The 18,383-nt window shown below is 66.2% G+C and carries 16 protein-coding genes; 9 read left to right on the forward strand and 7 right to left on the reverse strand.

Annotated features, from left to right (window positions below):
* Positions 1 to 32: 32 nt before the first annotated feature.
* From WIX41_RS08280 to WIX41_RS08290, 3 genes are read right to left on the reverse strand one after another with little or no spacing between them, the layout of a single operon-like run.
* Entirely contained in the window at positions 33 to 1,217 is a 1,185-nt protein-coding gene (locus WIX41_RS08280; RefSeq protein WP_339446606.1) for an ABC transporter permease, read from the reverse strand.
* A complete protein-coding gene (locus WIX41_RS08285; RefSeq protein WP_339446607.1) occupies positions 1,214 to 1,960 on the reverse strand; it encodes an ABC transporter ATP-binding protein in 747 nt (248 codons plus the stop codon). Before WIX41_RS08285 ends, WIX41_RS08280 begins: the two co-directional genes overlap by 4 nt.
* Positions 1,957 to 3,468, reverse strand: a complete 1,512-nt coding sequence (locus WIX41_RS08290) for an alpha/beta hydrolase (RefSeq protein WP_339446608.1) — start codon at positions 3,466 to 3,468, stop codon at positions 1,957 to 1,959. Before WIX41_RS08290 ends, WIX41_RS08285 begins: the two co-directional genes overlap by 4 nt.
* Before the next feature lie 832 nt (positions 3,469 to 4,300).
* On the opposite strand from WIX41_RS08290, the gene WIX41_RS08295 reads away from it, so the two are divergent.
* Both WIX41_RS08295 and WIX41_RS08300 read left to right on the forward strand, forming a co-directional pair.
* Entirely contained in the window at positions 4,301 to 4,684 is a 384-nt protein-coding gene (locus tag WIX41_RS08295) for a helix-turn-helix domain-containing protein (RefSeq protein WP_339446609.1), read from the forward strand.
* Complete coding sequence (locus tag WIX41_RS08300) at positions 4,684 to 5,895, forward strand: type II toxin-antitoxin system HipA family toxin (RefSeq protein WP_339446610.1); 1,212 nt, start codon at positions 4,684 to 4,686, stop codon at positions 5,893 to 5,895. Before WIX41_RS08295 ends, WIX41_RS08300 begins: the two co-directional genes overlap by 1 nt.
* Positions 5,896 to 6,940: 1,045 nt before the next feature.
* Here WIX41_RS08300 and WIX41_RS08305 read toward each other — a convergent pair.
* Positions 6,941 to 7,690, reverse strand: a complete 750-nt coding sequence (locus tag WIX41_RS08305; protein WP_339446611.1) for a ferredoxin--NADP reductase — start codon at positions 7,688 to 7,690, stop codon at positions 6,941 to 6,943.
* 105 nt (positions 7,691 to 7,795) lie between these two features.
* On the opposite strand from WIX41_RS08305, the gene WIX41_RS08310 reads away from it, so the two are divergent.
* Genes WIX41_RS08310 through WIX41_RS08325 form a run of 4 tightly spaced genes read left to right on the forward strand, consistent with a single transcriptional unit; the run spans position 7,796 to position 11,455 of the window.
* Positions 7,796 to 8,755: an ABC transporter ATP-binding protein gene (locus tag WIX41_RS08310; RefSeq protein WP_339446612.1), complete on the forward strand. Its 960-nt coding sequence runs from the start codon at positions 7,796 to 7,798 to the stop codon at positions 8,753 to 8,755.
* On the forward strand, positions 8,752 to 9,552 hold the full coding sequence (locus WIX41_RS08315) for an ABC transporter permease (RefSeq protein WP_339446613.1): 801 nt from the start codon (positions 8,752 to 8,754) through the stop codon (positions 9,550 to 9,552). The genes WIX41_RS08310 and WIX41_RS08315 overlap by 4 nt, the downstream gene beginning before the upstream one ends.
* Positions 9,553 to 9,608: 56 nt before the next feature.
* Complete coding sequence (panE, locus tag WIX41_RS08320) at positions 9,609 to 10,547, forward strand: 2-dehydropantoate 2-reductase (protein ID WP_339446614.1); 939 nt, start codon at positions 9,609 to 9,611, stop codon at positions 10,545 to 10,547.
* Positions 10,548 to 10,576: 29 nt separating this feature from the next.
* A complete protein-coding gene (locus WIX41_RS08325) occupies positions 10,577 to 11,455 on the forward strand; it encodes a hypothetical protein (protein WP_339446615.1) in 879 nt (292 codons plus the stop codon).
* A gap of 99 nt (positions 11,456 to 11,554) precedes the next feature.
* On the opposite strand, the gene WIX41_RS08330 is transcribed toward WIX41_RS08325, so the two are convergent.
* The gene (locus tag WIX41_RS08330; protein ID WP_339446616.1) at positions 11,555 to 12,367 is read right to left on the reverse strand and encodes a TatD family hydrolase; all 813 of its coding nucleotides are present in this window, start codon (positions 12,365 to 12,367) and stop codon (positions 11,555 to 11,557) included.
* Positions 12,368 to 12,470: 103 nt separating this feature from the next.
* Between WIX41_RS08330 and hrpB the strand changes: the two genes are divergently transcribed.
* Positions 12,471 to 14,975, forward strand: a complete 2,505-nt coding sequence (gene hrpB, locus WIX41_RS08335; protein ID WP_339446617.1) for an ATP-dependent helicase HrpB — start codon at positions 12,471 to 12,473, stop codon at positions 14,973 to 14,975.
* Positions 14,976 to 15,152: 177 nt separating this feature from the next.
* Positions 15,153 to 15,542: a hypothetical protein gene (locus WIX41_RS08340; RefSeq protein ID WP_339446618.1), complete on the forward strand. Its 390-nt coding sequence runs from the start codon at positions 15,153 to 15,155 to the stop codon at positions 15,540 to 15,542.
* A 132-nt stretch (positions 15,543 to 15,674) separates the two neighbouring features.
* Here WIX41_RS08340 and WIX41_RS08345 read toward each other — a convergent pair whose 3' ends face one another.
* Both WIX41_RS08345 and WIX41_RS08350 read right to left on the reverse strand, forming a co-directional pair.
* Entirely contained in the window at positions 15,675 to 16,208 is a 534-nt protein-coding gene (locus tag WIX41_RS08345; protein WP_339446619.1) for a pseudouridine synthase, read from the reverse strand.
* 120 nt (positions 16,209 to 16,328) lie between these two features.
* A complete protein-coding gene (locus WIX41_RS08350; protein ID WP_339446620.1) occupies positions 16,329 to 17,180 on the reverse strand; it encodes a class I SAM-dependent methyltransferase in 852 nt (283 codons plus the stop codon).
* A gap of 172 nt (positions 17,181 to 17,352) precedes the next feature.
* Here WIX41_RS08350 and WIX41_RS08355 point away from each other — a divergent pair, with 172 nt between their 5' ends.
* The gene (locus tag WIX41_RS08355) at positions 17,353 to 18,306 is read left to right on the forward strand and encodes an aldo/keto reductase (RefSeq protein ID WP_339446621.1); all 954 of its coding nucleotides are present in this window, start codon (positions 17,353 to 17,355) and stop codon (positions 18,304 to 18,306) included.
* The last annotated feature ends 77 nt before the right edge of the window (positions 18,307 to 18,383 follow it).

Below are 18,383 nucleotides of genomic sequence, written 5' to 3' on the forward strand. Positions count from 1 at the left end.
CCTGGCGTTCCGGCCCGGTCGGTACCAGTGACTCAACCCGAAATCGCCAGGCGTTCCTGGTGGTAACGCCGCACTGCCGCGAACCACAACAACGCCGCCAGTCCAAACCCTGCCGCCAGGTACACCGCCCACATCTGCGCGCCGATCGGTTCGTGGCGGATGATCTTCAGCAGCATCTGGTTCTGCGCCAGGAACGGCACCGCCAACTGCCACAGCTCGCTCTTCACCGGGTACACCATCAGCGCGTAGCCGGGCAGCATCGGCAGCAGCATCAGCCAGGTCATGTGGCTCTGTGCTTCCTTCATGCTCTTGGCCGTCGCCGACAGGAAGGTCAGCAGCGAGGTGCCGATGAACAGCATCGGCAGCATGATCATCGCCATCTGCAGCATCGGCAGGAAGCCCATGTTGAGCTGCCGCGCCGCACTGCTTGTCGACAACTGCGCACTGATCTTGAAGGCCAGCAACGTCAGCACCAGCGACGCCAGCCCCACCACGCAGGCTGCCGCGATCTTGCCGCTGACGATCGCGCTGCGCGAGGCCGGGGTGGCCAGCAACGGCTCCAGCGACTGGCGCTCGCGCTCACCGGCGGTGGTGTCGATCACCAGGTACGCCCCACCGAGGAAGGAGGTGATGGTAAGCAGCACCGGCAACAGCAGCGACAGCATCACGCCGCGTTTGGCTTCCGCCGTGGCCAGGTCCTGGGTGGCGACATCCAGCGGCCGCGCCACCTGCGCATCCACGCCACGGGCGAGCAGGCGCAGCGCGCCCACCTGCTGGTTGTAGCCACCCAGCGCCGCCTTCAGACGTGCGGTGGGAATATCGGCCTCACGGCGGGTGCTGTCCTGCACGATCTCCACCAGCGCAGGGCGCCCCTCGGCCCAGTCCTTGGCGAACGCCGGGCTGATCCGCAACGCGACATCGACCCTCTGCTCGCGGATGGCGGTGGTCAGGTCCTTCGGTGCTTCCACCGCATTGAGCCCCTGCGCGGCCAGGAAGCGCACCAGGTTCGGCGCGTTCTCGCGGCCGATCATCGGAATGTCCAGCGGCTTGTCGATCTGGGTCTTGACCCGGGTCTCGGCCAGCTTGCCCATGCCCAGGATCAGGATCGGGTACAGCAGCGGGCCCAACAGCAGCGTGAGCAACAAGGTGCGGCGATCGCGCGAGAGGTCGCGCAGTTCCTTGCGCATCACCGTCAACAACGTGGAAAACGCATTCATGCGTGCAGTCCTTCTTCGGTTCCGATCGCCTTCACGAAGGCATCTTCCAGGTTGGGTTCGCCGGTCTGCGCACGCAGCTCATCGGCCGTGCCCGAGGCCATCACCGTGCCCTTGGCGATGATCACGATGCTGTCGCACAGCGCGGCCACCTCCTGCATGATGTGGCTGGAGAAGATCACGCAGCGGCCTTCGTCGCGCAGCCCGTGCAGGAACCCGCGCAGTGCACGCGTGGTCATCACGTCCAACCCGTTGGTCGGCTCATCCAGGATCACGTTGCGCGGGTCGTGCACCAGTGCCCGCGCAATGGCGGTCTTGGTGCGCTGGCCCTGCGAGAAGCCGTCGGTCTGGCGGTCCAGGATGTCGTCCATGTCCAGCGCCTTGGCCAGCACCTTGGTGCGCTCGCGGATCTGCGCCCCGCTCATGCCGTGCAGCTCACCGAAGTAGGCGATGTTCTCGCGCGCGGTCAGGCGCTTGTAGACGCCACGCGCGTCGGGCAGCACGCCCAGCCGGCGGCGCACGTCCACCGCGTTGGTGGCCGCGTCCAGCCCATCCACCAGCACCCGGCCCTGGTCGGGCGCCATCAGGGTGTAGAGCATGCGCATGGTGGTGGTCTTGCCCGCGCCGTTGGGACCGAGCAGGCCGGTGATGCGGCCGTCCTCGGCCTGGAAGCCCACGTTTTCCACCGCCTTGATCAGGCCGCTCTTGGTCTGGAAGGCTTTATGCAGGTTCTCGGCGACGATCATGGTTCCCATCCGTTGAATGAGGTGAAGGCCGGGGTCGGGCTCAGGGCATCCAGGCAGGTGGCATCGAGCGATTTGGCATCGGCCTTGTCCATGAACTGCGCGAGCAGGCGCGGCATGCAGCCGGCCCCCAGGGTGCCGTGGGCCTGGCCCTTGGCGATCAGGTGGCGGCCGTTGGGCAGGGTCTTGAGCACCTGCTCGGCGTAGCGCGGCGGGGTGACCGGATCGAACTCACCGGACAGCAGCAACACCGGCAGCGGCGCACTCAGCGGCGCGGTGAAGTTCTTCGGGCGCGTGCCGGTCTTCCACACCGGGCAGGCGGCAAAGAACATGCGGGCCAGCTCCGGGCCCAGCAGGCTGTCGCCGGCCGGCGCTGGCTGGAAGCGGTCGTAGTCTTCGGCGCAGATCACCGACCACTGCATGCCACGGTTCATCTGCCCGGACATGGAACGGGTGACCAGGCTGTTGAGCGACATCAGCGGTGCATAGCGACCCTGCGCGGCTTCATCCAGTACCACCGGCAGCAGCGAGGACAGCTCCGGCATGTACGAAAACATGAAAGCCAGGCTGGTCACCGTATCGGCACTGATGGTGTCGCGACGAATCTGGGCGGTACCGGGGTCGCGGTACTCCACTTCCACCGGTGCCTTGCCCAGCGTGGTCATCACGTTGCGCAGCTGGGTGCGGGTATCGACCGGGAAGCGCTTGGCGCAGGCCGGGTCCTTGCTGCATTGGGCGGACTGCAGCGTGATCGCCGATTCGAAGGTGTTGGCGAAATCGGCGCCGACCACGATGTCGTTGGGCACCACGCCGTCGATCACCACGGCACGGGTGTGCTGCGGGAAGCGTGCGGCGTACTGCTGGGCCACGCGGGTACCGTAGGAACCGCCGACCAGGTTGATCTTGTCCACGCCCAGCGCGGCGCGCACCGCGTCCAGGTCGCCGATGGCCTGGGTGGTGGTGTAGAAGCGGGTATCGGCGCGGTCCACCAGGGTGGCGGCGCAGCGCTGGGCGTACTCGGCGATCACCTCCGGCGTGGCGGCGGCGCTCTCATCGAAGGCCAGTTCCTTGCCATCTGCACCCAGGCAGCTGAGCGGGTTGGATTTGCCGGTTCCGCGCTGGTCGACCAGGATGATGTCGCGCTTCTTGCGCACCTCGCGCAGCGACTGGTTGATGATGGCCGCCACTTCCGTGGCCGACTGGCCCGGGCCGCCGGCCAGGAAGAACACCGGGTCCTGCTTGCCCTCGCCTTCGTTGGCGGTATCCAGCCAGGCAATGTTGAGGCCGATCTTGCGGCCGTTGGGCGCATCGGGGTTCTCGGGCACCTGCAGCGTGGCGCACTCGGCTTCCACGTTGTTGCTGGCCTGGGCGCTGGTGAGGGTGCAGGGCTTGAACGTCAGTGTTCCGTACTGGCGCTCAGCCGCTCCCGGGGGTGCCTCCGGAGCAGCCTGGCAGGCCGCCAGCAGCAGCAACGCCGCGCTGGTGGCCAGGGGACGGCAGGAAAGTCGCATTTCGATCACGTCCTGGGTTGAAGGGTCTCAGCATGCCATGACGGGTGGGCGGGCTGGATGTGACCGAAGGGGGGCGGGTAAAAGTGCGGCCAGTAGGAAGCCGGACGCAGGCCGGCAGCACCTCAACATGCAGATTCCGGCATGTCGACGCCCAGCAATCGCGCTAGTTCCGACTGCAAAGCGTGTAGAGCTTGTTCCTGAGGCTCTCGAACTCATCGTGTTCTTTGATCGCGGGCTGTCCGCTGGTATAGAGAATCCGCAAACATCTGGTAGACCGGATCGCACGCATCATCTTCCGTAAGGCCAGCCTCAACGGGAGTGAACTGACCTCGTTCCTTGTACAGCACCTTCCATGCATCACCGTCTCTTATGACAGAGTAGGACTCACTTTGATCCGAAAGCTTGTCGATGGAGTAGAGACCTTCATTGACCTCTATCCTTGCTCCCCTATCAGTCGCTGCTTTGGTTGATGGAAGTCATGGCGAAGTGGAGCTCGGCCGTCACCTCGCTTACGTTGGCGCTCCCTGCAGCAGCCCCACATAGCTGGAGATCGCCAATCAAAGCTATGTGCCCACCAGATCGCAGGTACTCCTCCACGGCAGACTGAGATATCTCGCTGCTCTCGCCGGGCGTGCAGCATGGGCACGAGTAAATGAGCCGGGGCGGCACAAATTGCTTTCGAAACCTTGGAAGGTGAAGCCGACAGGTGAAGTACTACCAAGCCAGCCAGAATGCCCTATATACAGGACATTGATCACGTTATGTTAGTTATTTTGGACTTGTTGCGTCCAATATTGCGGACATGTCGGCAGATATGTGTAAAATAGCTAACATGAAAGACGTCATCCTTCTACGCCTTGCTGCCGAGATCAGAAGCATGCGCACCCAGCGTGGCCTGAGCCAGTCGGACTTGGCCGCTGCGGCCGGTGTCAACCGGAAAACGATCATCGAGCTGGAAAAGGGGGCGGCCGGGATTGCCCTCGGGACCGTTGTGGCCGTGTTGGAAAGCATGGGCGGCGAGCTCAGCGTCGTGCCTGCCTCCAAGCCAACAACGGCGGAAGTTCAGTCGCTGCTTGGTCTGGAGCCCTCTCAAACCCTCTACGACCGTCGTACGACGGGGCAGATGGCCGACAGCGCGGCATATAGCCTGCGTCGGATGCGGGTGAGCTCCGGTCACACTACCAAGCCCGCAGAGCCGCCGGCCGGAGGCAAGTGATGGCCAAGCGCACCACCATGACGGTATCGACGCCCCAAGGCCTCTCGGGGCAGTTGGACTACGTGGGCTACTACACCTTCAGCTACGCCCAAGACGCCTTACCCCCCTGCGCGGTGTCCTTGGGCATGCCGGTACGCATGGAGCCCTACGACGGCCCCGAACCCATGGCCATCTTCCAGATGAACCTGCCCGAAGGCCACATGTTGGAGATGCTGCAGCATCGGTTCGGGAAAACAACAGCGCTTGATCCCATGCTGCTGCTTGCAATGACGGGCGGTGAAGCCGGGATTGGTCGCATATCGCTTACCAGCTCCCAGTTCACCGCCGGTGTGGCGGTGGGCGTAGAACTTTCGCAGGTGCTTGCCGACCAGGGAACCAGGGATCTGTTCCAGGAATTGGCTGACGAATACCTGTTGCGGTCGGGCGTCTCCGGCATGCAGCCGAAACTCCTGGTTCCAGAACAGTCCGGCGCAATATTCGGCAAGGCACTTGTCCCGACGCGGGAGCTGATCGTCAAAACCGAAGGTGCCCACTTCCCCGGCTTGGCAATCAACGAATACCTTTGCATGTCCATCGCCCGGGAAGCAGGCATTCCGGTACCCGAGTTCCATCTTTCAGAAGATGGTAAACGCTTCGTCATGCGGCGGTTCGATCGTACGCAGGCAGGAGTGCCAATCGGGTTTGAGGACATCGCCGTCCTTGTAGGACTCAATGCGAAAGCAAAGTACAACCTGAGCTATGAGCAGGTTGCCCAGGTGCTCAATCTTTACTGCTCGGTCGAGCAACGGCCAGCGGCGTTGGCGCAGCTTTTCGACCAGGTCGCGTTGTCCGTGTTGGTCGGCAACGGTGATGCGCACCTCAAGAACTTCGGCGTGATCTACGAAGATCCCTCCAAGGGCAGCGTGAAGATGTCGCCGGCCTACGACATCGTCTGCACCACCTGCTACCTTCCCAGCGACGTGTTGGCCCTGACATTGAATCACCAGAGGGGCCTGATGGCAGCGAGGGCAGACCTGGAGGCATTTGGGAAGAACAGCTGTGGGCTTGCCGACCCGATGGCAAGAATCGCCCAGCTGGTTGAGGCCATGCACGTGGTCATGTACACCGAGAGCCATCGGATCGACCAGGTTCGTGGCCTGCGACAGTGTTTCGAGCCCTCGCTGGCGCGGTTTGAGAAATTGTTGGTAAGGCAAGGCTCGATAGGGTTCTGAACGTGCAACGTGCCGGAGACGGGCCCGTAACCGGGTTTGCATTGGTGCGTGGTGCGAACACTTACATGGCAACACGCTCCGGGTAGAGGTGGCGTTGCTGTCGTTTCACCGCGAGTGCTGGCGGTTCGGCTGCCAGTGAGGCCGTCCTTCCCGCGCAGTCACATTCAACCATGCTCTTTGGGCGCGTTGGCCTTGCCCCTTGACTTGTTGCCGCGAACAAAGGCTGTCGCAAACGCCTATGCCAACGAGTCAACCCCCCTGCTAAAAGTTTAAGATCAGCGCGGGCTACCCATTGCCGCAGTCTGAATCTTGAGGCAGGGAAGCATGGGAACGTATAGCAGGAGCGTCGTTTGGGTGGATCATCATCAAGACGGTGAAAGATATTCCTTGAAGCCCCTACATCCCCGTTACGTCGTCTTCAAAGGCGATGCTGGCGTCGGCAGGTCTGCCCTGCACATACGCGTCCGGGTCGAGTACTCCCATCATTGCTTCACTCAAGACCCGTCCAAGCTGCCCAGGTTTGATCCGGACCATATCTATTACTGGGGGTGAGGCCAAATGACCCTCGGGTGTTCTGCCCCACACGTTGGGCGGCTAGCAGAGCACTGCCAGATCTTCTGCGTCGCCTTGATGAGCGCATCTACTACGTGACGCGGCGCAGGAACCACTTCGCGGTGAAGAGGGATCAGCCTACTGGCCACTACGTGATGTACTTTCGCGTTGAGCGGAAGGTCACGGGTGGGGCAAGCATCAGGCTGTTTGCAGAGCGCGCCTACCATCGCGAAGACCTGGAGGACGTGCTTGCCACAGCAGAAAGAACCAGCATTCTGGACATTCTGATAAAGACCTGAAAAGCAAAATGCCCGCGCAAGGCGGGCATCTGCTGAAGCTTGTAGCGGGCCGGACTCGCTTAACCACTCTTGGTGGGACCACGTTCGTGGCGGCCAATGCCCCTTTAACCGGGTCGGGACATCCGTGGCATGAATGCCATGCCGGTCCTTCAATGGCTGCAACGACGCCCTTCACATTTCCGGAAACGCGTTGATTACTTGCTGCTGACGTACTTCTCCCGCCGCACCTGCGGGGTCGGCAGGCCCGCCTCCTTCAGCGCCTCGAAGGTCGCATCCACCATGTCCGGGTTGCCGCACAGGTAGGCGATGTCGGTGGCCGGGTTGGGGGCGAATTCGGCCAGGTGCTGCTGCACGTAGCCGTGGCGGACGTCCGGATGCGGGTTCTCGGGGAGCTCGCGGGACAGGCACGGCACGTAGCGGAAGCCCGGGTGGGCGGCGGCGAAGGCATGGAAGTCCTCGCTGTAGAGCAGCTCTTCGGGGGTGCGGGCGCCCTGCAGCAGCACTACTTCCACCCCGCGCTCGGCCATGGCGGTGGCCAGCAGCGGCAGCATGGAGCGGTACGGGGTGACCCCGGTGCCGGTGGCGATGAGCAGGTAGCGGGCGTTGTGGTCGCCGGGCATCAGGCAGAACCGGCCGAATGGGCCGCTGGCGGTCACGTGGCCGCCGATGTCCAGGCCCTCGAACAGGGCGGTGGCGGCCCCGCCGGGCACGAAGCTGACTGCAATATCAACGGCTTCGCCCGGGGCCAGGGCGTGGTCGTGGATCGTGGCCAGGGAGTAGCTGCGCCTGGTGGCGGTGCCGTCGGCGTACTCGAAATGGACCTGGATGAACTGACCGGGCTGGAAATCCAGCGGTTGGCCGTCATCACGCAGGAACTGGTAGTGGCCGACGGTGGGGGCCAGCATGCGCCGGTCGATCAGCTTGAGGGGGAATTGAACAGGCACGAATTTGGGAAACAGTGTGTAGCCGGGGCAAACCCTCGGGGCCTTCTATAATAGCCGCTCCCCCGCCCCTATCCAGCGCCGTCCCTTGGGCGCGAAGGCAAGAGCTTGGCATCCCAGAACACTCCCGCGACCCGTACCGCCCCCGCCCTGCGGGTGCGCGACCTCCGCAAGACCTATGACAACGGCACCCAGGCGCTGAAAGGCGTTTCGCTGGACGTTGCCCCGGGCGACTTCTTCGCGCTGCTGGGCCCGAACGGGGCCGGCAAGTCCACCCTGATCGGCATCATCAGCTCGCTGGTGAACCTGAGCGAGGGCCAGGTCGAGGTATTCGGCAGCGACCTGGTGCGCAACCGCAGCGCCACCATGCGCCTGATCGGCCTGGTGCCGCAGGAAATCAACTTCAACCTGTTCGAGAAGCCCTTCGACATCCTGGTCAACTACGCCGGTTTCTACGGCGTGGCCCGCCCGGAGGCCGAGAAGATGGCCGAAGAGGAGCTCAAGCGCGCCCACCTGTGGGAAAAGGCGCAGGTGATGAGCCGCACGTTGTCGGGCGGCATGAAGCGCCGGCTGATGATCGCCCGGGCGATGATGACCCGCCCGCGCCTGCTGATCCTGGATGAGCCCACCGCAGGCGTGGATATCGAGATCCGCCGCGACATGTGGCGGGTGCTGAAGGAGATCAACGCCGCCGGCACCACGATCATCCTCACCACCCATTACCTGGAAGAGGCCGAACACCTGTGCCGCAACCTGGCCATCATCAACCACGGCCAGATCGTCACCCAGGGGCCGATGCGCGAGCTGCTGGCCAAGCTGGACGTGGAAGGCTTCCTGTTCGATATCGACGGTGAGCTGCCGGTGCAGCTGCCGGTGATCGAGGGCACCACGATGACGGCCATCGACGGGCACACGCTGGACGTGGACATGCCGCGCGCGATGGATCTGAACCGGGTGTTCGGGGCGCTGAACGCGTCGGGTATCCGGGTGCGGTCGATGCGGACCAAGAGCAACCGCCTGGAGGAGCTGTTCGTGCGCCTCACCGGCAACCAGGAGAACGCGGCATGAGCAGCACCCCAACCCCTGTCCTGACCGACGGCCAGCGCAACCGGATTGCGCTGATGACGATCGTGCGCCGCGAAGTGGCGCGCATCCTGCGCATCTGGGGCCAGACGCTGGTGCCGCCGGCGATCACGATGACGCTGTACTTCCTGATCTTCGGTGGGCTGATCGGCTCGCGCGTGGGCGAAATGGGTGGCTACAGCTACATGCAGTTCATCGTGCCGGGCCTGGTGATGATGAGCGTGATCCAGAACAGCTACGGCAACATCAGTTCGTCGTTCTTCGGGGCGAAGTTCGGGCGGCACGTGGAAGAGCTGCTGGTGAGCCCGATGCCGAACTGGGTGATCCTGTGGGGCTATGTGTCCGGTGCGGTGCTGCGCGGGCTGATGGTGGGCGTGATCGTGCTGATCATCGCGATGTTCTTCACGCCGGTGCGCATTCCGCACCCGCTGGTGACGCTGACCACGGTGCTGCTGGGCGCGACGATCTTCTCGCTGGCCGGTTTCATCAATGCGGTGTACGCCAAGAAGTTCGATGACGTGGCGATCGTGCCGACCTTCATCCTGACCCCGCTGACCTACCTGGGCGGCGTGTTCTATTCGGTGAAGCTGCTGCCGACGTGGGCCGAAGCGGCCACGCACGCCAACCCGATCTTCTACATGGTCAACGCATTCCGCTACGGCCTGCTGGGCACCAGCGACGTGCCGCTGTGGGTGGCATACGCGCTGATGATCGGTTTCGTGGTGGTGCTGACCGCACTGGCGCTGTGGCTGCTCAAGCGCGGCGTGGGCATGCGCAGCTGACACACCCCCGGTAGCGCCGGCCGTTGGCCGGCCCTCAGGATTGATGGAGAAAGGCGATGCGCATTCTTGTACTGGGCGCCGGCGGCACCGGCGGTTACTTCGGCGGCCGTCTGGCCCAGGCTGGGGTTGACGTCACCTTCCTGGTCCGCCCTGCCCGCGCGGCACAGCTGGACAACGAAGGGCTGGTCATCCGCAGCCCGTTGGGTGATGCAACCTTGCCGGTGGCCCACGTCACTGCCGATGCACTGCCTGTGCTGGCGGCGGAGCAGCCCTTCGATCTGGTGATCTTGAGCTGCAAGGCCTACGACCTGGACAGCTCCATCGAGGCGATTGCACCTGCTGTGTCCTCCCGCACGACCGTGCTGCCGATCCTCAACGGGCTGCGCCACTACGCGGCACTGGATGCGCGCTTCGGGCGCGATGCGGTGCTGGGCGGGCTGTGTTTCATCAGTGCGACCAAGGCGGCCGATGGCGCGGTGCTGCACCTGGCACCTGCGGCGAAGTTGACCTTTGGCGAGCGCGATACGCCCGGCAGCAGCGCGCGGGTGCTTGCCCTGGCGGCGGCGTGCGTGCAGGCCGGGGTGGACCATGCAGCCAGTGATGTGATCGGGCAGGAGCAGTGGATCAAGTACACGTTCCTGACCACGTTGGCGGCGGCAACCTGCCTGATGCGGGCGGATGTGGGCACGATTGTGGCTACCGATGATGGCGCGGACATCGTGCGCGGACTGTATGCCGAATGCCTTGCGGTGGCCGAGGCGGCCGGCGAGCCGATTCCGGAGAAGGCACAGGCAGTTGCGCTGACCGCGACCACACAGGAAGGCTCGGCGCTGAAGGCGTCGATGCTGCGCGATCTGGACGCCGGCCAGCAGGTGGAGGCCGAGCAGATCGTAGGCAACATGCTGGTGCGGGCGCGCGCGGCGGGCCAGGCGGCGCCGCTGCTGGCGGTGGCGTATGCGCATCTGCAGGCCTACCAGCGCCAGCGCGCGGGCTGAGCGTGGTGGCAGGCGAGCTACCGGCGCGCGTGCTGGTGCTGGGCCTGGGGTACAGCGGGCGGCATATTGCGGCGTTGCTGCAATCGCAGGGCGTGGTGTGCAGTGGAACGGTGCGGAACCTTGAGGCGGCGCCGGACGATGGGTTGATTCGTCACCGATGGGTGGCGGATGGGCTGGGGAATGGCGGTGCGGTTTGCACCACGCTTGGCCGGGCAGAGCCCGGCGCTACGCTGCTGGAGACAATTCGTTGCGCGGAGGCGGTGGTATGTACGCTGCCACCAGATGAAATGGGCGACCCTGCGCTGCGACTGCTGGCGGCCGAACTGCGCCGGAGCCCTGCCCTGCGCTGGGTGGGGTATTTATCTTCAACAGCGGTGTATGCCGACCGCGATGGGGGCTGGGTCGACGAGACGTCGGTGGCCGATGCGGTGGATGAGACGGCGCGACGGCGGTTGCTGGCCGAGGCCCAGTGGCGTGCGCTTGCCCGTGACAAGAGTGTGGCATCGGCCGTGTTCCGCCTGCCCGGAATCTATGGGCCTGGACGCAACGCACTGGTACAGCTGGCTGACGGTCGGGCGCGACAGGTGGTGCGGCCGGGGTTGGTGTTCAACCGGCTGCATGTGGAGGACCTGGCGGCGGTGGTTGTCGCCGCGATGGGTCATCAGGGTGAGGCGTTGTATCTGCCCGCCGATGATGAGCCGGCCGCGCCGCAGGAGGTGCTGGCGTTCGCGGCCAAGCTGGGTGGGTTTGCGATGCCGCCTGCGGTGGCGTGGGATGACCCGGCGGTGAGCCCGGCATTGCGGCGTTTCTACGCCAGCAACAAGCGTATCGACAGCCGGGGAACACGTGAGGCGTTGGGGTGGAAGCCGACGTTCGCGACGTACCGCGAGGGGCTCAAGCACCGGTAGAGCCACGCCCTGCGTGGCTGCAACGTATGGCGAAACCGACGTTGGTCGGCGCGTCAGCCACGCAGGGCGTGGCTCTACGGCACCGGCCGATTCAATTGCTCAGGCCTGTGGCAGGCGGAAGAACGTTCGTGTCGCTGCGGTCGCGTTCGCTGCGGTCAGCTCCACGTCCTCGCCGCGATCCCGCGCCAGCTCTTCAACAATATGGGCCAGGAACATCGGCTCGTTGCGCCGGTCCTTCGGCATCGGCTTCAAGCTGCGCGGCAACAGGTACGGCGCATCGGTTTCGATCATCAGCCGCTCGGCCGGAATGTGCTTCACCAGCTCGCGCAGGTGCGCGCCGCGGCGCTCGTCGCACAGCCAACCGGTGATGCCGATATACCAGTCCTGGTCCAGGTAATCGAACAGCTCCTGGCGCTCACCGGTGAAGCAATGCACCACCGCCGCGCCAAGGCGGCCGTCGAAGTTCTTCATCTGCGCCATGAAATCGGCATGCGCGTCGCGCTGGTGCAGGAACAGCGGCTTGCGCTGTCCATCCGCGGCACGCACGTCACTGGCCAGCTGCAGCTGGCGCTCGAAGGCGCGGTGCTGGGCCGGGCGCGGGGCGAAATCGCGGAAGTAGTCCAGGCCGCACTCGCCCACGGCCACCACTTCGGCATGCGCATGCAGCGCGCGCATCTCAGCATCGCACTCGTCGGTGTATTCCACCGCATGGTGCGGGTGCACGCCGGCGGTGGCGTACAGGAAGCCCGGGTGCTGGCGCGCCAGTTCCAGCGCCATCGGCGAATGCTCGCGGCTGGCGCCGGTCAGCACCATCTGCACCACGCCGGCGTCGCGGGCGCGGGCCAGCACGGCATCGCGGTCGCGGTCGAAGGAATCGTGGGTGAGGTTGGCGCCGATATCGATCAGTTGCATGGGGCAGCTACAGGGCAGTTGATCGCGCCATTGTAACGTGCCGCCTGTGCGGCCCCTGCCCGGTCGGCTCGCCGGCCCTGCCGCCGGCCCGTATCCTTGCGGCATGAGTACGCCGAGTTTTCCGATTTCCGAGCTGCTGCCGCAGATCGCCACGCAGCTGGCCACGCACCCGCGCCTGGTGCTGGAAGCGCCGCCGGGCGCGGGCAAGACCACCCAGGTGCCGCTGGCGCTGCTGGACGCCCCGTGGCTGGAAGGCCGGAAGATCATCATGCTGGAACCGCGCCGGGTGGCCGCGCGCAGCGCAGCGCAGTTCATGGCGCGGCAGCTGGGCCAGGACGTGGGCGAGACGGTGGGTTACCGCATCCGCTTCGAGAACAAGGTGTCCGCGCGCACCCGGGTGGAGGTAGTCACCGAGGGCATCCTGACCCGCATGCTGCAGGACGACCCGATGCTGGAAGGCGTGGGCGCGCTGCTGTTCGATGAATTCCATGAACGCCACCTGGCGGCCGACCTTGGCCTGGCGTTGGCACTCGACGTGCAGGCGCAGCTGCGCGAGGACCTGCGCATCGTGGTGATGTCGGCCACGCTGGATGGCGAGCGGCTGGCGCAGTTCCTGGATGCGCCGCGCCTGAGCAGCGCGGGCCGGAGTTTCCCGGTGGCGGTGAGCCATTTCCCGGCCCGCCGCGATGAAGCGCTGGAAGCGCAGGCGCGGCGCGCGGTGGAACAGGCATTGGCCGAGCATCCCGGCGACGTGCTGGTGTTCCTGCCCGGCCAGCGCGAGATCTCGCGCACCCAGGCGGCGCTGGAACAGGCGCTGCCACCCGGCATCCAGGTGCTGCCGCTGCATGGCGAGCTGCCGGTGGACCAGCAATCGCGCGTGCTGCAGCCGGACCCGCAGGGCCAGCGCCGGGTGGTGCTGGCCACCAACGTGGCCGAATCTTCGGTCACCCTGCCCGGTGTGCGCGTGGTGGTGGATGCAGGGTTGGCGCGCGAACCGCGCTATGACCCCAACAGCGGTTTTTCGCGGCTGGATGTGGTGAATATCGCGCAGGCCTCGGCCGACCAGCGTGCCGGCCGCGCCGGGCGCGTGGCCGAGGGCTGGGCCTGGCGGCTGTGGCCGCAATCGCAGCGGCTGGAGGCGCAGCGCCGGCCGGAAATCGCCCAGGTGGAACTGGCCGCGCTGGCGCTGGAGCTGGCCGCGTGGGGCAGCGAGGACCTGCGCTTCGTGGATGCACCACCGGTAGGCGCGATGGCCGCCGCGCGCGAGCTGCTGCAGCGGCTGGGCGCGTTGAGCGATACCGGCGTGCTCACCGCATTGGGCCGGCGCATGCTGACGCTGGGCACGCACCCGCGGCTTGCAGCGATGCTGCTGGCCGCCGGCAACGCGACCGAACAGGCGCTGGCCTGCGACCTGGCCGCGCTGGTGGAAGCGCGCGATCCGCTGCGCCAGGGCGGCGATGCGTTGGCTGCGCGCTGGCGGGCGCTGGCCGCGTTCCGGCAGGGGCGCGCGCCGCATGACGCAAATCGCGGTGCGCTGGCCACCATCGATGCGGCAAGCAAGCAATGGCGACGGCGCCTGCGCTGCGACACCGCGCCCCCCTCGTCAGTGGAGGCACACCAGCTGGGCGACCTGCTGGCGCACGCCTTCCCCGACCGGATCGCGGCGCGCCATCCCACCGATCCTTTGCGCTATCTGCTGGCCAATGGGCGCAGCGCACGCCTGTTCGACCCCAGCGACCTGCGCGGCGAGCCGTGGCTGGTGGCGGTGGAGCTGCGCTATGAAGCACGCGATGCATTGCTGCTGCGCGCCGCGCCGGTGGACGAGAACCGGCTGCGCCGGGATTTCCCGCAGCGCTTCCAGCAGCAGGACGTGGTGCGCTGGGACGCGGACAAGCGGGCGCTGGTGGCGCGCCGCGAGAGCCGCTTCGACCGCATCGTGCTGGACAGCCGCTCGGCCGGGCGGGTCGATCCGGCCCAGGCCGCGCAGGCGCTGACCGAGGCGGTGCGCGAGCTGGGGCTGGACGCGCTGCCGTGGACCGAGGGGCTGCGCCAGTGGCAGGCACGTGCGTTGGCGCTGCGCGCGTGGATGCCGGAGCTGGAGCTGCCGGATGTCTCCGACGCCGCGCTGATGGAGACGCTCACGACATGGCTGACGCCGGCGTTCAACGACAAGACGCGCCTGGATGCGCTGGATGAGGCCACGCTGGGCGAGGCGCTGAAGTCGCCGATGCCCTGGGCGCAGCGCCAGTTGATCGACCGGCATGCGCCGGTGCGCATTGCAGTGCCGTCGGGGATGGAGCGGCCGATCTCGTATGCGGTGGACGCCGATGGCAGCACGCCGCAGCCGCCGGTGCTGGCGGTGAAGCTGCAGGAGCTGTTCGGGCTGGCCGATACGCCGCGCATTGCCGATGGCCGCGTTCCGCTCACGCTGCATCTGCTCTCCCCCGGTGGCCGCCCGCTGCAGGTCACCCAGGACCTGCGCAACTTCTGGGCGAACACCTACGCGGAGGTAAAGAAGGAGATGAAGGGGCGTTATCCCCGGCACCCCTGGCCGGACGATCCGTGGACGGCCAGCGCCACGCACCGGGCCAAGCCGCGCGGGACATAGAGCCACGCCCTGCGTGGCCGTGGAATGTATCTGGCACCGCGTTCAGCCACGCAGGGCGTGGCTCTACATCGCTGTTGCAGATTGGTTATGGTGGTGACCAGACCGTGGCTGGCGGATAACACGCCCTACACGACCCCCGCGCGACACTGGATACCGAATCGAGGCAAAGGACCCCCCATGAGCAGACTGACCGTTATTACCGACCGCGCCCTGGAGCGTGCACTGGATCTGGCAAGCAGCGCAGGCGACGGCCTGAAGCACGCCGGCAGCAACCTGCGCCACCTCGGCCCACAGGCAACGGACTGGATCAAGACCGGTGCGGCGCTCGGCGCGGTGAAGACCGGCAGCAAGGTGGCCGCCAAGGCGGTTCGCCGTAACCCGGCTGCGACCATTGCGGTGGCCGCGGTGGGCGTGGGCCTGCTGGGCTATGCGCTGTACCGCAAGCAGCAGAAGAAGAAGCTGGCCAGGGGCAGCGTGGTGGATGGGCAGGCAGAGCGCATCAGCGCGCGCAACCGCCGCAATACCACGGTGGTGGATGAGCACAGCGATATCGGCAGCGATACCTGACGGATCAGGGCGTTGAAGGTTGAATGAAGAACCGCCGGTGGACACCGGCGGTTTTTTTACGCCAGCGTAGAGCCACGCCCTGCGTGGCTGGTCGCGGTGTCGGCATCGTGCGCAGCCACGCAGGGCGTGGCTCTACAGCGGGTGCCATTGGCCGGGTTGCAGGCCGTCCAGGCGGTGCGGGCCCATGGCAACACGTACCAGGCGCAACGTGGGCAGGCCCACCGCCGCGGTCATCCGCCGCACCTGGCGGTTGCGGCCTTCGCGCAGGGTGATCGCCAGCCAGGCATCGGGCACGGTCTTGCGGAACCGTACCGGCGGATCGCGCGCCCACAACGCCGGGGTTTCCAGATGCTCCACGCCTGCGGGCAGGGTCGGGCCATCGTTCAACTGCACGCCCCTGCGCAATGCCTGCAGCTGCGCGTCGCTCGGGGTGCCTTCCACCTGCACCCAGTAGGTCTTGTCTTCCTTGTGGCGCGGGTCGGTCAGCCGATGTGCGAGCTTGCCGTCGTCGGTGAGCAGCAGCAGGCCTTCGCTGTCGTAGTCCAGCCGCCCCGCCGCGTACACGCCTGGCGGCAGGCCGAAGCCGGCCAGTGTCACGCGCGGCGGCTGGCTCCTGTCGGTGAACTGACACAGGACGTTGAAGGGCTTGTTGAGGGCGATGAGCATGGGGCCGAACGTGGGTGGCGATGGGTCATTGTCCCATTGCGTGCCTTCGGGTGCGGGGGTACCGACCAACGGTCGGTACCCCGATTCGTCCGCGTTACGGTTGCCGGGCAGGGCCCGGCACTACTTTGTGAAGCGCAGGGTCATGCGGTCGCTTTCGCCGATGGCCTTGTACTTCGCGGCATCGCTGGGCTCGTGCTGGTTGGTCGGCGGCAGGGTCCACACGCCGTTCGGGTAGTCCTTGGTGTCGCGCGGGTTGGCATTGATCTCGCTGCTGCCGGCCAGCTTGAAGCCGGCGGCTTCGGCCATCGCGATCACCTGGGCCTGGCCTACGTAGCCGCTCTTGTCATCGGCTGGCACGTCGGCCTTGGCACGGTGTTCGACCACGCCGAGCACGCCACCGGGCTTGAGCACGCTGTAGAAGCCCTTGAACATGCCTTCGGCCTGGTTGGCGCTGCGCCAGTTGTGCACGTTGCGGAAGGTCAGCACGACATCGGCGGAGTTGTCGGCGCCGAACGTCGGGGCCTTGGGGTCATAGCCCACGACCTTGGCCTTGTCGTAGAGGGCCGGGGTGTCGGCGAACTTCTTTTCCAGCGCGTCGCGACCGCGCTGCTGGTAATCGCGGCCCTTGCCTTCGGCCACGGCCAGGGGGTCGACCACGGCGGCGACGTAGGTGCCCTTGTCGCGCAGCAGCGGGGCCAGGATTTCCGAGTACCAGCCGCCGCCGGGGGTGATCTCCACCACGGTCTGGCCCGGTTGCACGCCGAAGAACGACAGCGTCTGCGCCGGATGGCGGTAGGCATCGCGCTTCACGTTGGCCGGGTCGCGGCCCTTGCCGTCGACGGCGGCCTGCACCGCCGCCGTGACCGCCGGCTGGGCGTTGGGGCCGGCCGGCTTGATCGCCATGGCGGGGGCGGCAAGCAGCAGCGTGGAGACGGTGAACAGGCAGGCACAGCTGAGCGAACGGGCTTTCATCGGATCACCTACGGTGGCGGGATGCGGCGAGCCTAGCAGCCGCGATGTCAAAGGTGTTCACAAAACGTTAGTGCAGTGCAGCGAAGCGGAACACTGTTTTGTGGCGGGCGCCGCAGCGGTGTCATGGGCAGGCACTTATGCTGTGACATTGGATTTGACTGGAGGATTGCCCATGACTGCACCGCGCGAACTCGGCCGCTCCGGCCTGAAAGTGCTTCCCATCGCGTTCGGCGGCAACGTGTTCGGCTGGGGCGCGGACGAGAAGACCTCGTTCGCCCTGCTCGATGCGTTCGTCGATGCCGGCTACAGCCTGGTCGATACCGCCGACGTGTATTCGGCCTGGGTACCGGGCAACCAGGGCGGTGAGTCGGAAACGATCCTCGGCCGCTGGTTCCAGCGCAGCGGCAAACGCGACAAGGTGGTGCTGGCAACGAAAGTAGCCAAGTGGGCCGAACACCCCGGGCTCTCGTCCGACAACATCACTGCGGCGGTGGAAGATTCGCTGCGCCGCCTGCAGACCGATGTGATCGATCTGTACCAGGCGCATGAAGACGACGAATCCACGCCGCTGGAGACCACGCTGGCTGCGTTTGGGCGGCTCATCGAACAGGGCAAGGTGCGCGCGATTGGTGCGTCCAACTACAGCGCCGAGCGCCTGCAGGCGGCGCTCAAGGTGTCGGCGGACTACAAGCTGCCCCGTTACGAAACGCTGCAGCCCGAATACAACCTGTACGACCGTGCCGGCTACGAAAGCGGGCTGGAAGCGGTGGCCCGCGAACACGGACTCGGCGTGATCAGCTACTACTCGCTGGCCAGTGGTTTCCTCAGCGGCAAGTACCGCAGTGCGGATGACGCGGCCAAGAGCAGCTCGCGCGGCAGCAGCGTGGTGGCCAGGTACGTCAACCCGCGTGGCCTGCGCATCCTGCAGGCGCTGGACGACGTTGCCAGCACCTACAACGCCACCGCCACACAGATCGCGATCGCATGGTTGATCGCCCGCCCCGGCATCACCGCGCCGATCGTCAGCGCCACCCGCGTGGAGCAGTTGCGCGACGTCCTCGCCGCCGCGCAGGTCGGCCTGACCGCCGACGACATCGCGCAGCTGGAAAGCGCAAGCGCCGCCTGACGTAGCGCCACGCCCTGCGTGGCTGGCGCCATCCCACCCAAAGCGATCGCACCAGAAGCGGCCACCCGACGGTGGCC

Origin of the sequence: Stenotrophomonas sp. AB1(2024) (assembly GCF_037482345.1) — a bacterium.
Lineage (GTDB): Bacteria > Pseudomonadota > Gammaproteobacteria > Xanthomonadales > Xanthomonadaceae > Stenotrophomonas.